Raw genomic sequence first — 19,461 nt, 5'->3', positions numbered from 1 at the left:
GAGTACCGCGGCCCAATGTTCCGAGAACGCGTCGCAGCTACTGGAAGTAGCCGTTCACGTCCAGGATGAAATTGACCGTTCCGGCCGCCGAGTTGTTCACCTTCACGGTGCCGGAGCCATCGAGCGCGAGTTGCAGGATGGCGTTGTCGGCGCGGGTCTTCCCCGCGTTGAAGCTGATCGAAGACGTCCCCGTGGCGGCCCCGTCCCCGCGATAGATCGCGAGAGATCCTCCGGCGGACGGGCTCACGACGGCCAGGTTCGCCGAGACGGCCGCGGCTCCCGACGGAATCCCGCACGTTCCCGTCAGGGTGAACAGACGGTCCGGACTGCCGGAGGCGGCGAGCGCGGGTCCGCCGAGCGGGCCGTTTGCGTTCCTCGTGTCCACGATCCGGCAGGGCGTCACGCCGTAGAACTGAAGCGCGGAGCCGGCAGAAGCGACCGTGACGTTTGCGCTTCCGGGGCTGGACGCACACGTTCCGACGGTCACGATCACACCGAGGGTGAGCGTCCCCGGCGTTCCCGCCGTGAAGGTGATCTGGTCCGTCCCCTGGCCCGACGTGATCGTCCCGTTGGTGATCGACCAGGCGTAGGTGGCGCCGCCGACCGCCGGCACGCTCGCGACCCGGTTCGGCGAACCCGCTCCGACCGTCGCGGGAGCCGTGATGACCGGAGCGGCCGGGGGAGCGCCGATCGTGACCGTGACCGGCGAGCTCGGGGCGCTGGCGCAGCCGTTCGCGTTCGAGACCACGACCGAGTAGGCGGTCGTGACGGTCGGGGACGCCGTCGGCGTGCAGGTGTTCGGATTGCTGAGGCCGGTCGCCGGCGTCCAGACGCAGGACGTGCCGCCGGAGCCCGTCAGGCCGACGGAGTTTCCGAGGCAGATCGTGCCGCCGCCCGAAGCCGCCGCGACGGGCCGCCCGCCGTCGGAATCGTCGAGGAACCCCGTGACGTTGTACGTGATCCCGGCGCAGTTGACGAAGCCTGCAGTGGTGGCGGAAACAGCCTGCGAAACGAGGACGAGCGGCTGGCCGGCCGGCAGGGTGACGCTGAATGTCACCGATCCCGGATTCGGACTGGATCCGTAGTCTCCGAGGAAGTTCGTGCAGAGGTTCGCGGGGTTGAAGGACGTTGCGTACGCCACCGGATGAACCATGCTGGTGCCGGAACAGGACGTGCTCGCCGTCACGGTGACGCAGCGGGCCGTCGAACTCGGGTTGGAGACCGAGTACGCGTCGTAGTAGTGAGGGTTGGCGCCGTCCGTGAGACCCGGGCAGGCCTTGCCGGCGCAGGTCGCAGGAACTCCGTTCCGGGTGGTCCGGCCCGCCTCGGTGGGGCTGGCGGTGGTCACGCTCCTGGTCACGACCACGGTCGGCCTGCAGGTCGGTAAGGTCAGGGCCGAAACCTGCATGCCGGCGGACGACGTCACGGTCAACGTCACCGCGATGTCCGTTCCGCAGACGAAGGCCGCCGTCGTGGCCAGGGAGAACGGGGTCGTGCCGAACGCCTCGGTGGCGCGGGCGATGTTCGGGTAGGAGGACGAGCCGACGAGGATCTCGACGCCCGGCGTCGACGTCGTGATGGCGGCGGAAACCCCGCTCGCTCCCAAGCACCCGACGTTCGTGAGATCCACATCGAGCTTGAAGCACTCGTTCCGGTTGATGACGCCGTTGCCGTTCCCGGAGCTGTCGTCGATGGCCGTGCTCTTGACAACAAGGCTCGCGGCCCCCGTCAGGGTGAAGTTCCGGGTGGTCGTCGCGCCGTTCGTGACCGTGGCCGCCTGCGAGGCCGACGGCGTGCAGCCGGCGGCCGGATCGGTTGCCGTCGCGGTATAGGGGCCGGGCGGAAGGACGATCGTGTAGCGGCCGGTCGCGTCCGTGGCCCCCGAGAACCCCGCGTCGACCTGAACCACGGCGTTCGCGATCGGGTTCCCCACCGCGTCCTTCACGAGCCCGGTGATCGTCCCGCGCACGGGCGCCACGCAGTTCGGAAAACGGAACGACCCGATCCGCGTCTTCCAGTTGAATGATCCGGACGCCGGCTGGTACTGGTTGATGTACCAGAAAGAACAGCCGTCGCGGGGATCGACGGACATCTGCGTGTAGTCGCCCCAGCGGTTCAGGCCGCCGGTTTGCGCTCCGAGGCCGGTGAACATGGCGATCTCGCCGCCGAGGGTGCCCAGGGGGTCGAAGGTCTGACGGCCCGTGATGTTGATCGAGGGAAACATCGTGGCGTCGGAGATGCTGTAGCCGGCCGCGATGTTTCCGACCTCGTCCATGGCGATGCTCGAGACCCAGCGATTCGCCGTCGTGGGCGCGTACGTCCCCTGCTGGAAGATCGTCGGGGTCGTCGCCGGGGTCCGGATCTCGTACCACCGGAATGCGGCCTGGTTCGCGGGCGGGACGAGCGCATTGACGGTGTGCGACACGAGGACCGACTCGGTGGCGCCGACCTTGCGGTAGGCGGCCCGGAACATGAGCTGGCCGGTCAGAGAATCGAGCTTCTGCGTCGTTCCCGACTGTGGAATGCAGTCGCGGCTGAACCCGCAGAGGTTGGTGTTGTACGCAGCCGTGGCGACGTCGGCTTTCGGGGTAACGGTCAGGGTCGGCGTGCCGCCCCACGTGGAAGCCGCGGTCCAGAAGTGGAGACCCGGCGTGGCCGTTCCGTCCCATTCCGGCGAGGCGGGAGCGAAGACGTAAGCCGGAGAGCCGGGCGGTGGCGGCGTGAGGCCGTCGAGATCGGCCACGAGGTGGCCGAAAACGTTCCCCGTCGGGTCGAGATTCACGGACTGAAAGGCGGCCGGAAGCCCGGCCAGCATGCTCCCGCGGTCGAAGGCGTAGAGCGGCGCGCCGAGGAACGCCGTGCCCGCCGCGTTGAAGAGGTGGGCCGTCATGTAGTAGGCATCGGTCCACGTCGTCCACTTCGGGTAGTCCACGAAGTTCGTCGCGTCGGTCGGGAAGTCGTAGAGGTAGTAAGCCCCGAGCGGATCGCCTGTCTTCGACACGGCGACGCACTGGTGGGAGAAGGCCGGAGCCGGAGCCCCGACGACGAACTGCGTGAGGACCCACCGGTCGGCCAGCCCGTCGTACTGGACGACGGGGTCGCCGTCGTTGAAGGCCGAGCAGGCTCCGCCGAGGCTCGTGAAGAGAGTGTTGCCCGAGGCCGGGCCGTAGAGAATCGTGCCGGCCTTGTCATAAATGGCGAAGACGGTGTTGATCCACTCGACGAAATGATTCGGGCCGACCCTGCCGCTGGAATCGGGCGGCGCGGAGCCGTTCGCGGCCAGGCCATCGAAGTTGGTGCCTGTTGCGTTCGGCGCGTTCACCCCCGGAGCCGACTGGAGCGCTCCGTCCGCCTGCCGGGCCGGAGCGGCGCCCGGGAGGGCGCCCTTGTACGGAAGCCACTTGCGGTCCCTGGGCTTGCCCGGATCCCGGGTCACCTGAATCGGGGGAATCTCACGGAGCGGAGGGGACAGCACGGGTGCGACAGGCCTGCCCACGACGGGGTCAGTCGTCTGGGCCGTTGCGGCGGCCGCCGGGAACAGCAGCGAGCCAGCAAGGACAACGAACGCAACGGGCCGACAGGTGCGGGCCATAGAGCCTCCAGACTCGCTTGACTTGAACGATTTGACTGGACGAAGCCTATCGCGCCCCGCCCAGGAGTCAAAGCTTTCCGATCGTCTCTTACTGGAAGTAGCCGTTCACGTCGACGACGAGATGCACGCTCCCGGCCGACCCGTTGCGCACCTTCACGCTCCCCGTGCCGTCGAGCGCGAGCTGCAGCACGGCGTTGTTCGCGCGCGTCTGCCCGGGAGAGAAGTTGATCGTGCTCGTCCCCGGCAGGACTCCGTCGCCCCGATAGATCACGAGATTGCCCGGCGCGCCCGGAGCCGTCACCGTGACGTTCGCGGACACGGCGGACGCGCCCGGCGGAATGCCGCATGCGCCGGCGAGCACGAACGCCCGGTCCGCGCCGCCTGTCGCAAGCGCGGGTCCGCCGGACGGACCTGCCGCGCCGCGCGTGTCGATCACCCGGCAGGGCGTCACCGCGTAGAAAGGAACCGCCGACCCGAGCGGCAGGACCGTCACGTTCGCAAAACCGCCGCCCCCCGGACATCCGCCGACCGTGACGCTCACGGTGAGCGTCAGCGGCGTCCCGGCCGCTCCCGCCGTGAAGGTGACCTGGGGCGTCCCCTGGCCGCCCGTGATCGTCCCGTTCGTGATTCCCCAGACGTAGGTCGCCCCGCCGATCGGCGCGATGCTCGCGACGCGATTCGGCGAGCCCGTCCCGACCTCCGAGGGAGTCGTCACCACGAGGGAGGGCGGCGGCGGCGGACACCCGGCCCCGAGGATCACCGAGTCGATTCCGACGACGTCGGCGTTCGCCGCGCTGTTCGGGACCACGTGCCGGAACGCGATGCGGCCCGTGACCGGTCCCGCGCCGATTCCCGAAAGGGTGGCCGTGAAGAGAGTCCACGCCGTCGGGTACCCGCCCGGAGTCAGCGTGGGGTTGACGGTGAGGAGAAGGGTCGTGAAATCCCCGACACTCGCGTCCGTGGCGCCGACGTTCGTGCTCGAGCCGTTCGTGCTCAGGCGAACCTCCAGCCGGTCGGTGGCGGGGGCGGACGCTTCGGTCCGGGTGTAGAAGGTGAGGACGACACCATCCTGAAGGCTCGTGAGCGCCGGCGTGATGAGCCAGTTGCTGACGTTCCCCCCGAACGTGGTCCCGTTGAGGTTCGCCGCGATGTAGCTGCCGGCGGCGCCGGCCTGAGACGAGAAGACGGCCGTGTTCCCCTGGAACCAGGCCGTCGTCCCCGCGGGGTTGCTGTTGTTCGTCATGACCCATCCGGCCGCAGCGAGGCCGGCGACCGAATCGAAGTTTTCCGAGAGCGGCTGGCTCGCCGCGGGACTCGACAGGAACACGATCCCCGTCGCGAGGAGGAGGGACGAAGCGAAACGTCGCATCTTGGCCTCCTTCCTAGTTCCAGCCGATGTCTTTGAGGAGGGGGAAGGTCAGGTCCTGCGGCGGCGCGACCTCGTGCGAGAGATCGCCGTTGATGGCCGGCTCCATGAGCTGGTTGGGAAACGCGATCGTGTCCCAGTGCGAGACCGACGAACCGGACACGAACGGATTGGGGGTATAGAGGAGGGCCCGGTTGAGGGCGTCGGCGCCCGAGCGGATCGCGAGGTTCAGCCCCAGGTTCGCCGACATTCCGGAATGGAGCCGGGATCGGGTGGCGAGCGCCCCCTTGAACGCGTTTCCGTCCCCGAGCGTGATCATGGCGGAGGGAATGGTGATGGTCGGATCCGAGCCGCCCATCCCCGGCGGCGGAGACCCGGCCGCATTGTTGACGACGACGGCGGCTACGGCTCCAGCGTCCTGTGCGGCTTTCACCTTCACGGCGAAGCCGCAGGTCCCGCGGTCGACGAGGGCGACCTTCCCGCTCACAGCGGCCGCGTTCAGGGCCGAGAGCGCCGAGCACGCGAGCCCGGAGTTCGGCGCCGTGTCGACGACCGGCATGACTTCGGCGGCCACGCCGGGGCTGGCCAGCGCGGGCCCGAAGCTCGCGCTGCCGACCGAGTAGGCGCCCGCGACGCTGGCGGGGGCGGACACGGTCAGGGCGGGAGTGCCGGCCTGCAGGACCGTCGGCACGGCCGCGGTGACGTTCGCGCCGGTCCAGGCGAGCCGGCGCGAGTTGAGGGCGGACGTCTGGCGCTCAGCGGCCGACATATCCGTCCACGTCTTTCCCGTCGTCGTGTCGAGAAGGAAGTCGTCCCAGATCGCCGGAAACCCGCCGAGCTGGTTGCCCGTCGAACCGCTCGTGAACGTCTGGAAGCCGAGCCCGTGCGCGAACTCGTGCTCGAGCACCGTCACGAGGTCGACGTTCGAGCCGTGGTTGTTGTCCAGGCCGAGATAAAAGAAGACGCCGTCGAGGCATCCGGTCTGGCCGAGGTTGACGTTGAACCGCGCCCGGATGTCTGCATGGATGAAACCATCGGGGGCTTCCGGGTCGACGTCGGCGCCGAAGATCTTGCTCGCGAGCGCTGCCGGGTACCAGTGTCCCCCCACGGGTACGCCCGTGAAGTCCCGCCAGACCGTCACGGCTCCCGCACTGCCGAGAACGGCCGACGTCGCGTTGCACGTGAGGGCCTCCCAAGTCGCGTAGACGACGATCGTCACGCCGCTCGTGAGCGTGGCGCCCCACTTGCTCGCGGCGGCCTGGAAGGCGTTCAGCCGCTGCTGGCCGAGCGTCGTTCCCGGGTTGCCCCCGATCGGGGCGACGACCGTCGGATCGTTGAAGCCGACGCCCGCGGGGTCGGCGTTCTGGATGACGATCGTCGCCGCGCCAAAGGCGTGCGCGCCGAGGAGGACGGAAAGGAGCCCGAGGAAAACGACACCCTTACGGAACACGGGGCGCCTCCTTCGTCTTCCTCTCCGCCGGCTTCGCGGCGGCAGCGACGGCGGCGTCCGCGCTTCGGCCGCCCGTGACGCATTCCGTCGCGAGCGTCCCGTCGGGCTTCTTCGTGACGACCACGAAGCTCTCGTACCGGCTGTCGAGGACGACGCCGACGGCGCCGCCGGGGCCGATCTTCATGAGGAGAGGCGGTTCGACGGCCGGGGCCGCTGTCGCCGCAGGCGGCGCGGTCAACGCCCCGATCTCGGACGGCTCGGGCTGGCGGATCTTCCCTGTCACGGGGTCGATGAAGACCACGAGGCCCTGTGCCGGGGCGGCGGAGCCCTCGCGCGCCGGAGCGGCCTTCTTTTCAGGGGGTGGGGCCGGTTGCGCGAAGGCGAGGGACGAGGCGAGAGACAAGGGGACCAGGAACGCGAGAGCACGCCCAGCTTTCATCGCAAACCTCCGGCAGCTGTCTTGGAGTGACTCGGACCCGACTGGACTCACCCCGAAAAGGCAGAAACCTAGTCGCCCCGCTTCAGGTACCGGAAGTCCTTGATGTCGTACTCCTTCATCTTCGCGATCAGGCTGCCGCGCGAGATGTTCAGGAGACGCGCCCCGAGCGACTGGTTGCCGCGCACCTTGCGCATGACGCGCTCGATGACCTGCCGCTCGACCTTCTCGACGATCTCCTTGAGGTCGTCGCTCTCCTTGAGCGCGAGCTCGACGTGCTCGCCGGAGAACTTCTGGTCGAGGTCGGGGAGCGCGACCGCGCCCGAGCCGATCTGCGCGGCGAGGCGCCGGACCTCGTTCTCGAGCTCGCGGACGTTGCCCGGGTACTGGTAGTTCAGGAGCGCGTTCATGGCCTCGACGTCGAAGCGCGCCGCCGTCGGGCCGCCGTGCCGCGCCGCGAGCGCGTCGAGAAGCGCCGGGATGTCTTCCTTGTGGTCCTTGAGCGGCGGCAGGCGCAGCGTGAGGGCCGAGAGGCGGAAGTAGAGGTCGTCGCGGAAGTGGCCGTCTTCCACGGCGCGCGTGAGCGGCCGGGACGTCGTCCCGATCACGCGCACGTCGAGCGGCACCGTGCGCCCGCCGGGCGCGGTGACCTCCCGCGCCTCGAGAAGGCGGAAGAGGAGCGCCTGGGTCGGGGCCGGCAGGTCGCCGACCTCCTCGATGAGAAGCGTCCCGCCGTCCGCCTCGAAAAGGCGGCCCGTGCGCCGGCGGCGGTCGCCGGCGGTCGCCGCGAGGCCGACGAGGTCTTCCTCGAGAGCCTGCGGGCTCGCGGCCGTGGCCGCGATGCGGACGAGCGGACGGCTGCGGCGCGGGGACAATGCGTGCAGCGTCTCGGCGACGAGCGTCTTGCCCGAGCCGACGTCGCCCACGAGGAGGAGCGGCGCGCGCGCCGAGGCGACGCGCGAGAGCGAAGCCTTGAGGTTCTGGAGCGCGAGGGACGCGCCGACGAGGGCGGAGAGCGGGTCGTCGAGCCCGCCGGGGGCGGGCATGGGCGCCGCGTGGCTCGTGCCGGCGTGCTCGCCGAACGCGGCCTCGCTGCGCTCGGCGTGGACGAACCCCACGGCCGCGGAGGCGTGCGCGGCAAAGTCGAAGAGGGCCGGGTCGGAAAGCGTGTCCGCGGGCAGGACGAGGACTCCGACCGGGTCCGCGCCCGGGCGCAGGACCGGGAACATCCTGAGGCGCGCGCCACCCTCGACCAGATCGCCGGGTCCCGTGAGGGCGCGGGCGTCGGCGAGCGCCTTCGCCGAGAGTTTCGGCAGCGTGCCCTTCCACACCGCGGCGATCGCCTCGCCCTCGTTCGCGGGCTGGAGCGAGATGAACGCGAGGCTGTGGAGCGGCGTCGCCGAGGAGACGTAGGTCACGAGGTCCTGCAGGAGCTCCTCGAACGGCACGGGCCGCCGAAGCACCGCGTAGAAGCCGGCCCACGGATCGGCGGGGCGCTCGTCGGGCCGCGGGGCGTCCGTCGCCGCGGCAGGACGCGGCGCTGGAGCCGGTGTCACATGGCGCGGCAGCGGCGCGGGAGCGGGCGCGGGCCCGGCGGGAGCCGCCGGCAAGGGAGAGAGGGCCGCCGACGCGAGGGAGAAGGCGTCGCGGCCGCGCGGCGGAGGCGCCGAGATGCGGTTCGGGTTGGGCGCGGGGCCGTTCAGGAGCGTGATGGTGGCCTCGCCGATGTTGATCCGGTCGCCGGCGGCGAGCGCCGCCGTCTTGACGACGGAGCCGTTCAGCGTGACGTCGGATCCGGGCGCGCTGCCGAGAACCTCGAGCCTGAGCTCCTCGCCCGCCACCGAGATGCGGGCGTGCCGTCCGAGCACACCCCGCGCGCGGACGACGAGGTCGTTGCCCGTCGAGGCGCCGATGTGAATGACGTCCCGGTGAACCTTGCGGATTTCAGATTCGCCGCCCGTCTTGCGGATCTCGAAGCTCAACATTGAGAAGTGTCCTCCGCCAGAGGAAGGGGGGTGCTTTGATCAAACACGAGACTATCACGCGAAGGGGCGTTGTCCAGAGGCCGTCGACACGAATTGAACGGACCCGAAAGTCCCGCCGTAGAATGCAGGCGAAGGCTGACCGCACCCCACATGCCCGCTTCTCCCCTCGACGGACCGCCCTTCCGCGGCCGCAACGCCCAGGCGCTGCAGCGGATCGTCGACACCGTCCGGTCGGTGCTCGAGCCCGACGTCGTGGACCTCGAATACGTCTTCGAGCCCCAGGGGCAGCGCTACCGCTGGCGGATGACGGGCAACCAGGTCACGCCGCTGAAGGTCGTGAGGACCGCGATCCGCGGGGGCGGCCCGTCCGTCCTGTCCGCCCCCTTCGCGGTACCGGGGCTCGTCCGCGGCGTCCTCGCGCTCGCCCGGGGCCCGCGCCGCCCGTGGACGGGACCCGAGACGCTCCGCTTCGAGGTCCTGCGCCCCATGCTCGCGCAGCTACTGGAGTTCGCCGCCGCGTGCGAGATTCACGCCGCAGCCCGCCGGCGCCTCGAGAGCGCGGCCGACGCGGCCTCGACGCCCGTCCTTCTCGTGCGCGCGTCGGGCGCGATCCTGTATGCGAACGCGGCCGCGACCGCGCTCCTCTCGGCGCGCGGCGCCGCGCCCCACGTCGTGACGGACGGAGGCCGCGAGATCCCGCTGTACGGCTACCTTCAGCGGCTCGCCGCGCACGCGCCCGCGGGAACGCGCCGGCGCGAGTCGCTCGGCGACGGCCGCTTCTTCGAAGCGTCGGTCGCGCGCTTCTCCGACGAGGAGGAGGATGTCGCCGTCCTCACGCTGCGCCTCCTTTCGACGGTCTCGCCCGAGGACGTGCGCTCGCGGCTCGAGGAGCGCGGCGTCTCCGGCCGCGAAGCGGAGGTCGTCGGCGCCGTCCTCGAGGGCCTGCGCAACGCGGAGATCGCGCGCCGGCTCTTCATCACGGAATGGACGGTCAAGGACCACCTCAAGCACGTCTTCTCCAAGCTCGGCGTGTCCTCGCGCGGCGGGCTGCTGCGCGCGCTCGACGCCGGCCCCGGCTTCCCCTGCCCGGAGGAGACGAGGCCGACCAGACCCCAGCCGGTGGAGTCCCGGACCCGTCGGACCCTCAAAATGTAGTGGTTGGGCCCGGGAGCGCGTGGTAGCGTCCCGCCCCGAAGAACCGTCAGCCACGTCGGGAACTGCGGAAAAAAGGCGTTCATGTTTCGACTGAAGAAACTCGACATCCAGGGCTTCAAGTCCTTCGTGGACAAGACCTCGGTCACGCTCCCGACGCGCATCACCGCCATCGTCGGCCCGAACGGCTCGGGCAAGTCCAACATCTGCGACGCCGTCCAGTGGGTCCTCGGCGAGCAGTCCGCGCGCAACCTGCGCGGCACGACGATGGAAGACGTCATTTTCAACGGCGCCGCGCGCCGCCGCCCGCTCGGGATGGCGGAGGTCACGATCACGCTCGAGTCGCGCAGCGGCGAGGAGTGGGCCGAGACCGGCGGCGAGGTCACGATCGCGCGCCGCGTCACGCGCGACGGCGAGAGCGACTACATCGTGAACGGCAAGCGCTCGCGCCTGAAAGACGTGCAGGAAATCCTCACGGGCACGGGCCTCGGCGTCCGCGCGTACTCGATCATCGAGCAACAGAAGATCGACCTGATCCTCTCGACGAAGCCGCAGGACCGGCGGCGCCTCATCGAGGAAGCCGCGGGCGTCTCGAAGTACAAGATCAGGAAGCGCCAGGCCGAGGTCAAGCTCGAGGAGACGCGCGGCAATCTCCTGCGCCTCACGGACATCGTCTCGGAGATCGACCGCACGTGCGCGTCGCTCAAGCGCCAGGCTTCCCGCGCCGCGCGCTGGAAGGAGCAGGCCGACGTCCTCGCCGCAGAGAAGCGGCGGCTCGCGCGCCTGCGCGCGGACCGGCTCACGTCCGGCTTCACCGAGGGCGAGAAGGCCCTCGCCGCCGCGACGGATGCCGAGGCCGCGGCCCTCACCGAGCTCGGCCGCCTCGAGGCTGAGCTCGCGGAAGCCCGCCGCCTCGCCGACGAGGACGAGCGCGCGGTGCGCGAGGCAGGCGACGCGTTCGCGCACGCCCGCGAGGCCCTGCTCGCCGCCGAGGCCGCCGCGGCCGCGGCCGCGCGCGAGGCCGAGGAAGCCGCGGCCCGCCGCGAGCTCCTCGAGGGCCAGAAGAAGGAGACCGAGGCGGACCACGTTCGCTTCGTCGAGGAGGCCGGCCGCGGCGCGAAATTGCGCGAGGAGACCGAAGCCGAGCTCGCGAAGGCCGACGAGGCCGCGCGAAAAGCCGCGGAAGCCCTCATGGCCGCCGCCGCGAAGGAAACGGACGTCACGGGCCGCCGCGAGGGCGCGCGCCGCGACCTCCTCGCCGCCTCCGGGCGCTCGGCCGAGGCCGCAAACCGCGAGCGCGAAACGGCTCTCCTCGAGGATCGCCTCGTCTTCGCGCTCGCGAAGCTCGAGGAGCGGAAGGGCCGGGCGAGCGAGGTCCTCGCGGGCCGCCGCGCCGCCGTCGAGGACGCCGCGCGCCTCGTCGCCTCCGCCTCGGAAACGCTCGACGCCGCGCGCGCGAAGCTCGAGGGCGCGACGCACGGCCGCAGGGCCGCCGAGGAGCAGCTCTCCGTCCTGAAGACGTCCCGCGAGGCGCTCGTCGCTTCGCTCCACGCCGCCGCCGTCCGGACGGCCGCCCTCGAGACGACGCTCGCCTCGCGCGAGGCGGGCGGCGAGTCCGCGCGCCGTGCGCTCGTCGCGGCGGGCGTCTCCCCCGCCGGCGTCCTCGCCGACCACTTCGAAGCCGCATCCGGCTACGAGACGGCGCTCGACGCGGCTCTCGGAGCCGCTCTCGAGGCCCCGGTGCTCGAGAGTCGCAGCGCTCTCGACGCCGCCCTGCGTGCCGTCCGCGAGGGGAAGCTCGGCACCGCGCGGTTCGTCCACCCGCTCGAAGACACGCCGTTCCCGCTCAAGCCCGCCGACCCGAGGGTCAAGGGCATCGCCCGTGAGCTCCTCTCCCCGAAGTCCGCGAAGGCGCCCGCCTCGGCACTGCCGGACGCCGTCGTCGTCGCGAACGTCGACGACGCCCTCGCGATCGCGGCCATCCACCCCGAGAGGACGATCGTCACGGAGTCCGGCGTCGTCGTGCGCGGCGCCGTCGTCGAGGCCGCCGGCACCGACGTGCCCGGCGAGGGCCTCTTCACGGTTCGGCGCGACCTCAAGAACCTCGCCGGCGAGCGCGAGGCGATCGACGCGAAGCTCGCGGCGTCCGACGCCTCGATCGCGGCGCTCACGCTGCAGGCCGGCAGCTTCGCCGCGACGCTCGACGAGGCCGTCGCGGCGGCTCGCGCCGCCGAGCGCGAGCACTCCGAGGCCCTCGCGAAGGCGGCCGCCGCCCGCGAGGAGGAGGAGCGCGCCCGCAAGGAGACCGCCGTCCTCGAGGACGAGGAGCGGGGCCTCGCGGCCGACCTCGGCCGCGCGAAGGAGAGCCGCGCGGAGGCGGCGCGCCTCGCGGCCGCCCGCGCCGCCGAGATGGCCACCGTCGAGCGGACGCTCGCCGAGCTCGAGACCGCGCTCGACGCGGCCCGCGCCGCGCGCCTCGAGGCGGCCGAAGCGGACGCCGCCTCTCGAAACGCAAGGGATGTCCTGACCGAGCGCGTGCGCGCGCTCACCGACGCCGCCGCGTCCGCCGACGACCGCGCGCGCGAGGCCGCCCGCCGCGTGGCCGAGCTCGCCGACGCCCTCGTCGAGGTCGAGACCAGGAGGACGCACGCCCTCGGGACGGGCGCCGCCTCCGCCGCCGCCCTCGCCGCCGCCTCCGCCGCCGCGGGGGCCGCCGAGACGCGTCGGGCCGACGTGGACGGCGCAGCCGCGGGACGAAGGGAAGCGCGCACCGGCGCCGAGACGCTCAGCGCCGCGGCCCGCGAGGCTCTCGACGCGGCCCGCCGCGCGCGCTTCGATGCGGACCTCGCGCTCGAGCGCCGCCGCGCCGACCAGGACCACCTCGTCGAGACCTGCCGCGCCGAGTTCGGCTGCCTCCCCGGCGAGCTGCCCGCCCTCGAGAGGACCGCGGAGGAACTGGCCGTCGCCGAGGACGTCTTCGAGGCCCAGCTCGCCGAGGACGTCGTCCAGAAGACGCTCTCCCTCGAGCGCCTCGGCCCCGTGAACCACGCGGCCCTCGAGGAATACGACGTCGAGCACGCGCGCTTCGTCGAGCTCTCCGGCCAGAAGGCCGACCTCGAGGCCTCCCTCGCGCAGATCCTGGAGACGATCAAGACGATCAACCAGACGTCGTCGGTCCGATTCCAGGAGGCGTTCGCGGCCGTCAACGCGAACTTCGGCGCCGTCTTCCAGCGGCTCTTCCACGGCGGCACCGCTTCGATGCACCTTCTCGACGAGGACGACCCGCTGGACTCGGGCCTCGAGATCATGGCGCAGCCCCCCGGCAAGCGGAACCAGACGATCGGCCTCCTGTCGGGCGGCGAGAAGGCGCTCACGGCCATCGCGCTCCTCGTCGCGATCTTCAAGTACAAGCCGTCGCCCTTCTGCATCCTCGACGAGGTCGACGCCCCCCTGGACGAGGCGAACATCGACCGCTTCACGTCCCTCCTCGTGGAGCTGTCCGAGGAAACGCAGTTCGTCCTCATCACGCACAACAAGAGGACGATGGAGACCGCGCAGGCGCTCTACGGCGTGACCCAGGAAGAGCCCGGGGTCTCGAAGCTCGTCAGCGTCCGGTTCGACTAGGCCGCGGCCTCCCCCGGGCCCGGCCGGTCCGTCGCCGCGCGGAAGAGGGCCCAGACGGAGAGCCCGGCGCACAGGACGAAGACGGCGAGGAAGAGAGCGAGAACGCTCCACTGCGGGGCGACCACGAGCCGCTCGGTCGCGCGCGCTCCGGCGAGGTAGAGATCGCGGACCTGGTGGCGCGTGACGATCATGAAGAGCGCCGCCGCCGCGAAGTGGCCGAGGGCGACCCGCGCGAGGCGGACGTTTCCGGGAGCCCCGACGGCCCGGACGAGGAGCCCGAGGAGGGCGAGCCCCACCAGGATCCCGAGGGCGAGCGGCGCCAGGTTCGCGACTCCTCCGGTCATGAGCCCCGACAGCACCGCCCTCGGGAGGGCGAGGAGAAGCCAGAGGCCCACCGCGAACTGCGCCCCGGTCAGGACGAGCGCCGTGAAGAGGCCGAAGCGGGCCGCCCCCGGGGCCGCGTCCGCGAGCGAGCCGGGGAAGGCGGCGGGGAGCACCGCCGCCATCGCGACCGCCGCGAGGACGAAATGAAGAAGACGCGGGACGAACGTCGGGTCCCCGAGGACGAGCGACGGGCGGCCCAGGAAGGCGCTCCAGAGAGCCGGCTGGACCGAGATGAGATGGACGGACGTCTGGATCGCCGCGATCGCGAGGGAGCAGGTCGCCGAGAACGCGAGAGCCGCCGTCGCGCCCTTCCCCGCCCGGAGCCGGAACTTCGCAATCCAGTTGAGGTAATAGGCGAGCATGAGCAGCAGGAGAAGTCCCAGCCAGACGGGGGCGACGAGGACCGACGCCGTGTAGAAGAAGCGGCCGTAGAGGACCTGCATGAAGAGGAGCGGGGCGATCGCGAACGTGATCGCGAGCGACAGCGCCCACGAGTTGATCTCCGCGAAGAACGCCGCGACGGCCCGCCGCGAGGCGCCGGGCATCGACGGCGGCAGGAGCACCGAGAAGAGCGCGCCGCCGAGCGCCGCGTTGACCGCGAGCAGATGGAGGAAGAACGTCACGATCCAGAGGACGACGAGCAGCGCCGGCGGTCCGGGGACCGGCGCAGGGTCGAGGGCCGGGATCAGGTCATTGCGCACGGGTCGCCTCCGCGGTTTTCACCGCTGCGGGGGATTTCAGGGAGTCGAGATAGGCGACGAGCCACCGGATCTCGTCCTCGGTTCCGACGAAGGGCGGCATGAACGGGTAGTCGGCCTTCTGCGGCGGCGACGCCGTCCACTTCGCTCCGTCGTCGCGCAGCGCCGTGAGAAACAGCGTCAGGAAGTCCGCATCGGCGGAGGCCGTCCGCTTGCGGATCGAGAGGTAACCGTCGAGCGTGTGGCACGAGGCGCACTCGGCGCGGAAGACGGCGCGGCCCTTCGAAACGGAATCGTCCCCCGCGTCGTACGCCGCCCAGCGCGCCTTCGAGAGGACGCCCTCTCGATTGAGCGCCGCCACCTCGGAGACGAGAATGCCGTTCGAGAACATGTAGCCCCGGACGATGAAGGGCTTGCGCGCCCCCTCGCGGATCCTCTCGTAACCGCCGAGGAGGCCAAACGCCGCAACGAGCGCGAGAACGGCCTGCGGCCAGCGGACGGTCCGCGGCAGGAGCGCGGCGAGGAGAGCGAGGACGGCGGAAGCCGCGAGGGCGATGAAGAGGTGCCGCCAGCCCGTCCCGAGAGACGCGATCAGCGGCTTGTCGCCGAGAAAATTGGCCGCCACGTCGGGCGGGAGCGCAGCCTTCCACCAGAAGAGCCCGGCGGCCGCGACCGCGACGCCCACCGTCATGACCCGGCCGAGGAGGCCGGCGAGGCGTGTGCGCGCCGCTCGGTCCTTCTCGCGGAGCGCCGCGAGCATGAGGTACGTGCCGGCGAGGAGGAGGCAGACGCCCGTCCGGAAGACGATGCCGGGGAGATACGTCGGGTTGAGGAAGCCGTCCCAGAAGCCGCGAGTCTCCAGCCACCGCCCCGGTGTCAGCATGAACCCGAGTATCCCCTGGATGATCACGAGCGACATGTACGCGGCGAAGGCGTAGAGAACGATCAGCAGGCGGTGCGTGCGGGGGCGGACGCGGTCCCACGTCGCGTACCAGGCCAGCGCCGTGACGACCTCGAGCAGGAAGAACGCCCACTCGATCGCCCATCCCCAGACGAAGGAATGGATGAGCGCCGACGTGGCCGCGGGGTGGACGAGGCCGATCGTGAACCAGATGGCCACGCCCGAGATCGCGCCGAAGACCGTCGAGACGAGGATCAGCATCAGCGAGGCGCGCTTCAGGAGAGCGCGCAGCGCAGGATCGGGGCGGCGGCCGAGCGACGTTTCCGCCCACGCCATGACGAGACCGCCGCCGACGGCGAAGTGAGAGACGACGACGTGGAGGATCGCGATCGTTCCGATCAGGACCCCTCCGCCGACCGCCAGATCCCAGATCGGGTAGTCCATGGGGGACCTCCACCCGGTTCTTAGCGCATCGACCCTCCGGCGTCCATGAGGCGCCGGCTCCACGCCGATCGGTGAGTCGGGACGCAGGCGCCCTTCGGCGGCCGCGAAGGCGACCGAGTCTCCGGTGCGATAATCTTTGAAACGGCGTTTCCTTGAAAGTAGAGTAACGGTCCTCGGGGGGAATCGAATGTCTCAGGAAGGTCCTCTGCACCGCCTCGTCCGGCGGGGGGCGTCCCGCACGTCGCGGAGCCTCGCGTTCCTGCTCCCGTTCCTCGTCTCCGCGGCCGCCCTCGCGGGGCCGTCCGCGCCGTACGCGCCGCCCCGCGACGTGTCCACGGAAGGCCACCGGGTCACCTGGCTCTTCTGGTACACGACCGGCCTCGGGATCGTCGCCTTCACGCTCGTCTGCGGGAGCCTCGCCTTCATCGTCGCGCGTTACCGCGCACGGGCTGGGCACCGCGCCGTGTACGACAAGGGAACGGACCGCCGGAGCCTCGTCGTCACGGGATCGCTCGCGCTCCTCGTCTTTCTCTCGATCGACCTCGTGCTCGTCCACCGGTCGCGCGCCGACATCGAGGAGTACCTGTTCAAGTGGCCGACGTCGGCCGACACCGTCCGGATCGAGGTCATGCCGCAGCAGTGGGCGTGGAACTTCCGGTACGCGGGCGCCGACGGCGTCTTCAACACGGCCGACGACGTCGTGACGCTGAACGAGATGTGGATCCCGAAGGGCCGCCCGATCTTCCTGAACCTGAAGGCCAAGGACGTCATCCACAGCTTCTACGTCCCGAACTTCCGCATCAAGCAGGACGCGAACCCGGGCCACGTGACCCGGATGTGGTTCCAGGCGAAGGAGACCGGTTCGATGGAGATTGCCTGCTCGCAGCTCTGCGGCTGGGCCCACTACAAGATGAAGGCCGACCTCACGGTGATGGAGAACGACGCGTTCGAGCGCTGGTACGCCGAGGCGCAGGGCGACGCGAAGCGCCGGTTCGACGCGGCCGACACGGAGGCCCAGTGGGGATGGGAATGGGTGGCGAAGTGACGACGGAGCGCCCGAGGCTCGCGTACGCCGGTCCGGACTTTCACGCCGAGCAGCACATCCACCCCGACCCCGACTCGTTCCTGAGGCGGTGGGTGTTCTCGCTGGACCACAAGGTCATCGCGAAGCAGTTCCTCTGGATGGGGCTCGCCTTCCTCGCGATCGGCGGGACGATGGCGATGATGATCCGCTGGCAGCTCGGCCACCCGGGGACCGCGTTCCCGGTCCTCGGCGAGCTCGTGTGGCCCCAGAGCGGCGGCGTCATGCCCCCGCAGTCCTACTCGTCGTTCTTCACGATGCACGGGACGATCATGATCTTCTTCGCGATCACGCCGATCCTGATCGGCGCGTTCGGCAACTTCTGCATCCCGCTCATGATCGGCGCCCGGGACATGGCGTTCCCGACCCTGAACATGCTCTCGTTCTGGACGATGGCGCTCTCGAGCGGCATCCTCGTCACGTCGTTCTTCGTCCCGGGCGGCTCCGCGTCGGGAGGCTGGGTGTCCTACCCGACGCTCTCGACCCTCGTCGGACAGCCGGCCCCGGGCCAGACGCTCTGGATCGTCGCGATCTTCCTCGCGGGCTCGTCGTCGATCATGGGCGCGGTCAACTACATCACGACCGTCATCCGCCTCCGCGCGCCCGGCATGGGCTACTTCGACATGCCGCTCACCGTGTGGGGCCTGTGGCTCACGGCGATCCTCAACGCGCTCTTCGTCCCCGTGATCGCGGCGGGCATGCTGCTCCTCTTCCTCGACCGCGTCTTCGGAAGCCACTTCTTCGTGGCCGGCATGGCCGTGACGAAGGGCGGCGGCGACCCGATCCTCTACCAGCACCTCTTCTGGATCTTCGGGCACCCCGAGGTCTACATCCTCATCCTCCCCGCGTGGGGCGTCGTGTCCGACGTCCTCTCGTTCTTCTCCCGCAAGCCCGCGTTCGGTTACAAGGCGACCGCCCTCTCGATGACCGCCATCACGGTGCTCTCGGCGGTCGTCTACGGCCACCACATGTTCGTGGTCGGCATGAGCCCGCTCCTCTCGGAGGGCTTCATGACGCTGACGATGCTCATCTCGATCCCGTCGGCGGTCTTCTTCCTGAACTGGCTCGGCACGATGTGGCGCGGCTCGATCCGCTTCACGACGCCGATGCTCTTCTCGATGGGCGTCGTCTTCGTGTTCGGCCTCGGCGGCCTCACGGGCCTGCACCTCGGCGCGATCGGCACGGACGTCTACCTGCACGACTCGTACTTCGTCGTCGGGCACTTCCACCTCACGATGGCGGCGTCCGTGCTGCTCGGCGCGTTCTCGGCGATCTACTTCTGGTTCCCGAAGCTCTTCGGAAAGATGATGAACGAGAGACTCGGGAAGCTTCACTTCTGGCTCACGATCGTCCCGATCGTCCTCGTCTTCGGCTCCCAGCTCGTCATCGGGTACGCGGGAATGCAGCGCCGCCTCTACAACCTCGACTCCTACACGTTCCTCCAGCATCTGCAGCCGCTGAACCTGTTCATCACGCGCGCAGCGCTCTTCCTGGGCGCGACGCAGTTTCTCTTCGTCGCGAACTTCCTCTCGAGCCTGATCTCGGGGGCGAAGGCCTCGGAGAACCCCTGGGAAGTCGGCACGCTCGAGTGGACGATTCCCTCCCCGCCCCCGCACCACAACTTCGACGAGATCCCGCTCGTCCTCCACGGGCCGCACGAGTTCAGCCACCCCGGCGTCACCGGGAAGGACTGGCTCGCGCAGAACGAGCCCCTCGAGTCCGAACCCGCCGCGCTCGGAGCCGTCGGAGCCTGATGGCCGCCGTCGCCGCCGCCCGCCTCCCGCGCCGCGAGGAGTCCCGCCGGACGTCGTTCGTCGGGATGGTCATGGCGCTCGGGTCGTGGACGATGCTCTTCGTCAGCCTCTTCTTCTCGTACGCGGTCCTGCGTCTCGGCGCCGGGGAGTGGCCGCCGGACGGCCTCGAGCCGCTGCCGCGGCTCCTCCCGTTTCTGAACACGCTCGTCCTCGTCGCCTCCAGCTTCGTCCTCCACGCCGGCGCCCGCTCCGAGGCGGCGGCGCGGCCGGGCGCGCTCCTGTCGGCGCTGCGCCGCACGCTCGCGCTCGGGTCGCTCTTCCTCGCGCTCCAGCTCGCCGTCTGGATCCCTCTCTGGCGCTCCGGCTTCCGGATCGAGTCCGGCGTCTACGGGTCGATCTTCTACGGCCTCACGGTGTTCCACGCGCTGCACGTCCTCGCGGGACTCGCCGCGCTGCTCGTCCTGGTCCCGGGCGCCGCGAAGGGCCGCTGGGTCTCGGGGGCGCAGAGCCCCGTGCGCCTCACGGCGATGTTCTGGCACTTCGTGGACGCCGTCTGGGCCCTCATGTTCGTGACGATCTATCTGCTCTAGAAAG

The 19,461-nt window shown here is 70.5% G+C and carries 12 protein-coding genes; 5 read left to right on the top strand and 7 right to left on the bottom strand.

The genetic code is table 11. The annotated features are described in order from the left end of the window. Nucleotides 1-37: 37 nt before the first annotated feature. From IPL89_06205 to IPL89_06185, 5 genes are all read right to left on the bottom strand, one after another. Nucleotides 38-3,436 (bottom strand): carboxypeptidase regulatory-like domain-containing protein, encoded by a 3,399-nt coding sequence (locus IPL89_06205; GenBank protein ID MBK9062774.1) that lies wholly within the window; start codon nt 3,434-3,436, stop codon nt 38-40. A 244-nt stretch (nt 3,437-3,680) separates the two neighbouring features. Then, nucleotides 3,681-4,961, bottom strand: a complete 1,281-nt coding sequence (locus IPL89_06200; GenBank protein MBK9062773.1) for a choice-of-anchor J domain-containing protein — start codon at nt 4,959-4,961, stop codon at nt 3,681-3,683. 13 nt (nt 4,962-4,974) lie between these two features. Further along, nucleotides 4,975-6,408, bottom strand: coding sequence for a peptidase (locus tag IPL89_06195; GenBank protein MBK9062772.1), 1,434 nt, complete (start codon nt 6,406-6,408; stop codon nt 4,975-4,977). Next, nucleotides 6,398-6,847 (bottom strand): hypothetical protein, encoded by a 450-nt coding sequence (locus tag IPL89_06190; protein ID MBK9062771.1) that lies wholly within the window; start codon nt 6,845-6,847, stop codon nt 6,398-6,400. The genes IPL89_06195 and IPL89_06190 overlap by 11 nt, the downstream gene beginning before the upstream one ends. 68 nt (nt 6,848-6,915) lie before the next feature. After that, entirely contained in the window at nt 6,916-8,829 is a 1,914-nt protein-coding gene (locus IPL89_06185; GenBank protein MBK9062770.1) for a sigma 54-interacting transcriptional regulator, read from the bottom strand. Between the two features lie 150 nt (nt 8,830-8,979). Between IPL89_06185 and IPL89_06180 the strand changes: the two genes are divergently transcribed. Then, nucleotides 8,980-9,984: a hypothetical protein gene (locus IPL89_06180; GenBank protein ID MBK9062769.1), complete on the top strand. Its 1,005-nt coding sequence runs from the start codon at nt 8,980-8,982 to the stop codon at nt 9,982-9,984. 81 nt (nt 9,985-10,065) lie between these two features. Next, the gene (gene smc, locus IPL89_06175; GenBank protein ID MBK9062768.1) at nt 10,066-13,605 is read left to right on the top strand and encodes a chromosome segregation protein SMC; all 3,540 of its coding nucleotides are present in this window, start codon (nt 10,066-10,068) and stop codon (nt 13,603-13,605) included. Here the strand turns inward: smc and IPL89_06170 are convergent. Beyond that, nucleotides 13,602-14,690 carry a hypothetical protein gene (locus tag IPL89_06170; GenBank protein ID MBK9062767.1) on the bottom strand — a complete coding sequence of 363 codons (1,089 nt, stop codon included), beginning with the start codon at nt 14,688-14,690 and terminating at the stop codon, nt 13,602-13,604. The genes smc and IPL89_06170 overlap by 4 nt on opposite strands. Further along, nucleotides 14,680-16,032, bottom strand: a complete 1,353-nt coding sequence (locus IPL89_06165; GenBank protein MBK9062766.1) for a cytochrome ubiquinol oxidase subunit I — start codon at nt 16,030-16,032, stop codon at nt 14,680-14,682. The genes IPL89_06170 and IPL89_06165 overlap by 11 nt, the downstream gene beginning before the upstream one ends. 187 nt (nt 16,033-16,219) lie before the next feature. Between IPL89_06165 and IPL89_06160 the strand changes: the two genes are divergently transcribed. The 3 genes from IPL89_06160 to IPL89_06150 are packed head-to-tail and all read left to right on the top strand — an operon-like array spanning nt 16,220 to nt 19,457. Then, nucleotides 16,220-17,077: a cytochrome C oxidase subunit II gene (locus IPL89_06160; protein MBK9062765.1), complete on the top strand. Its 858-nt coding sequence runs from the start codon at nt 16,220-16,222 to the stop codon at nt 17,075-17,077. Beyond that, nucleotides 17,062-18,867 (top strand): cbb3-type cytochrome c oxidase subunit I, encoded by a 1,806-nt coding sequence (locus IPL89_06155; GenBank protein ID MBK9062764.1) that lies wholly within the window; start codon nt 17,062-17,064, stop codon nt 18,865-18,867. Before IPL89_06160 ends, IPL89_06155 begins: the two co-directional genes overlap by 16 nt. Then, nucleotides 18,867-19,457 carry a cytochrome c oxidase subunit 3 gene (locus IPL89_06150; GenBank protein ID MBK9062763.1) on the top strand — a complete coding sequence of 197 codons (591 nt, stop codon included), beginning with the start codon at nt 18,867-18,869 and terminating at the stop codon, nt 19,455-19,457. Before IPL89_06155 ends, IPL89_06150 begins: the two co-directional genes overlap by 1 nt. The last annotated feature ends 4 nt before the right edge of the window (nt 19,458-19,461 follow it).

This window comes from Acidobacteriota bacterium (assembly GCA_016716715.1).
Lineage (GTDB): Bacteria > Acidobacteriota > Thermoanaerobaculia > UBA5066 > UBA5066 > Fen-183.
The sequence above is the reverse complement of the archived record's forward strand: the minus strand, read 5'-3'. Positions and strand labels throughout refer to the sequence as shown.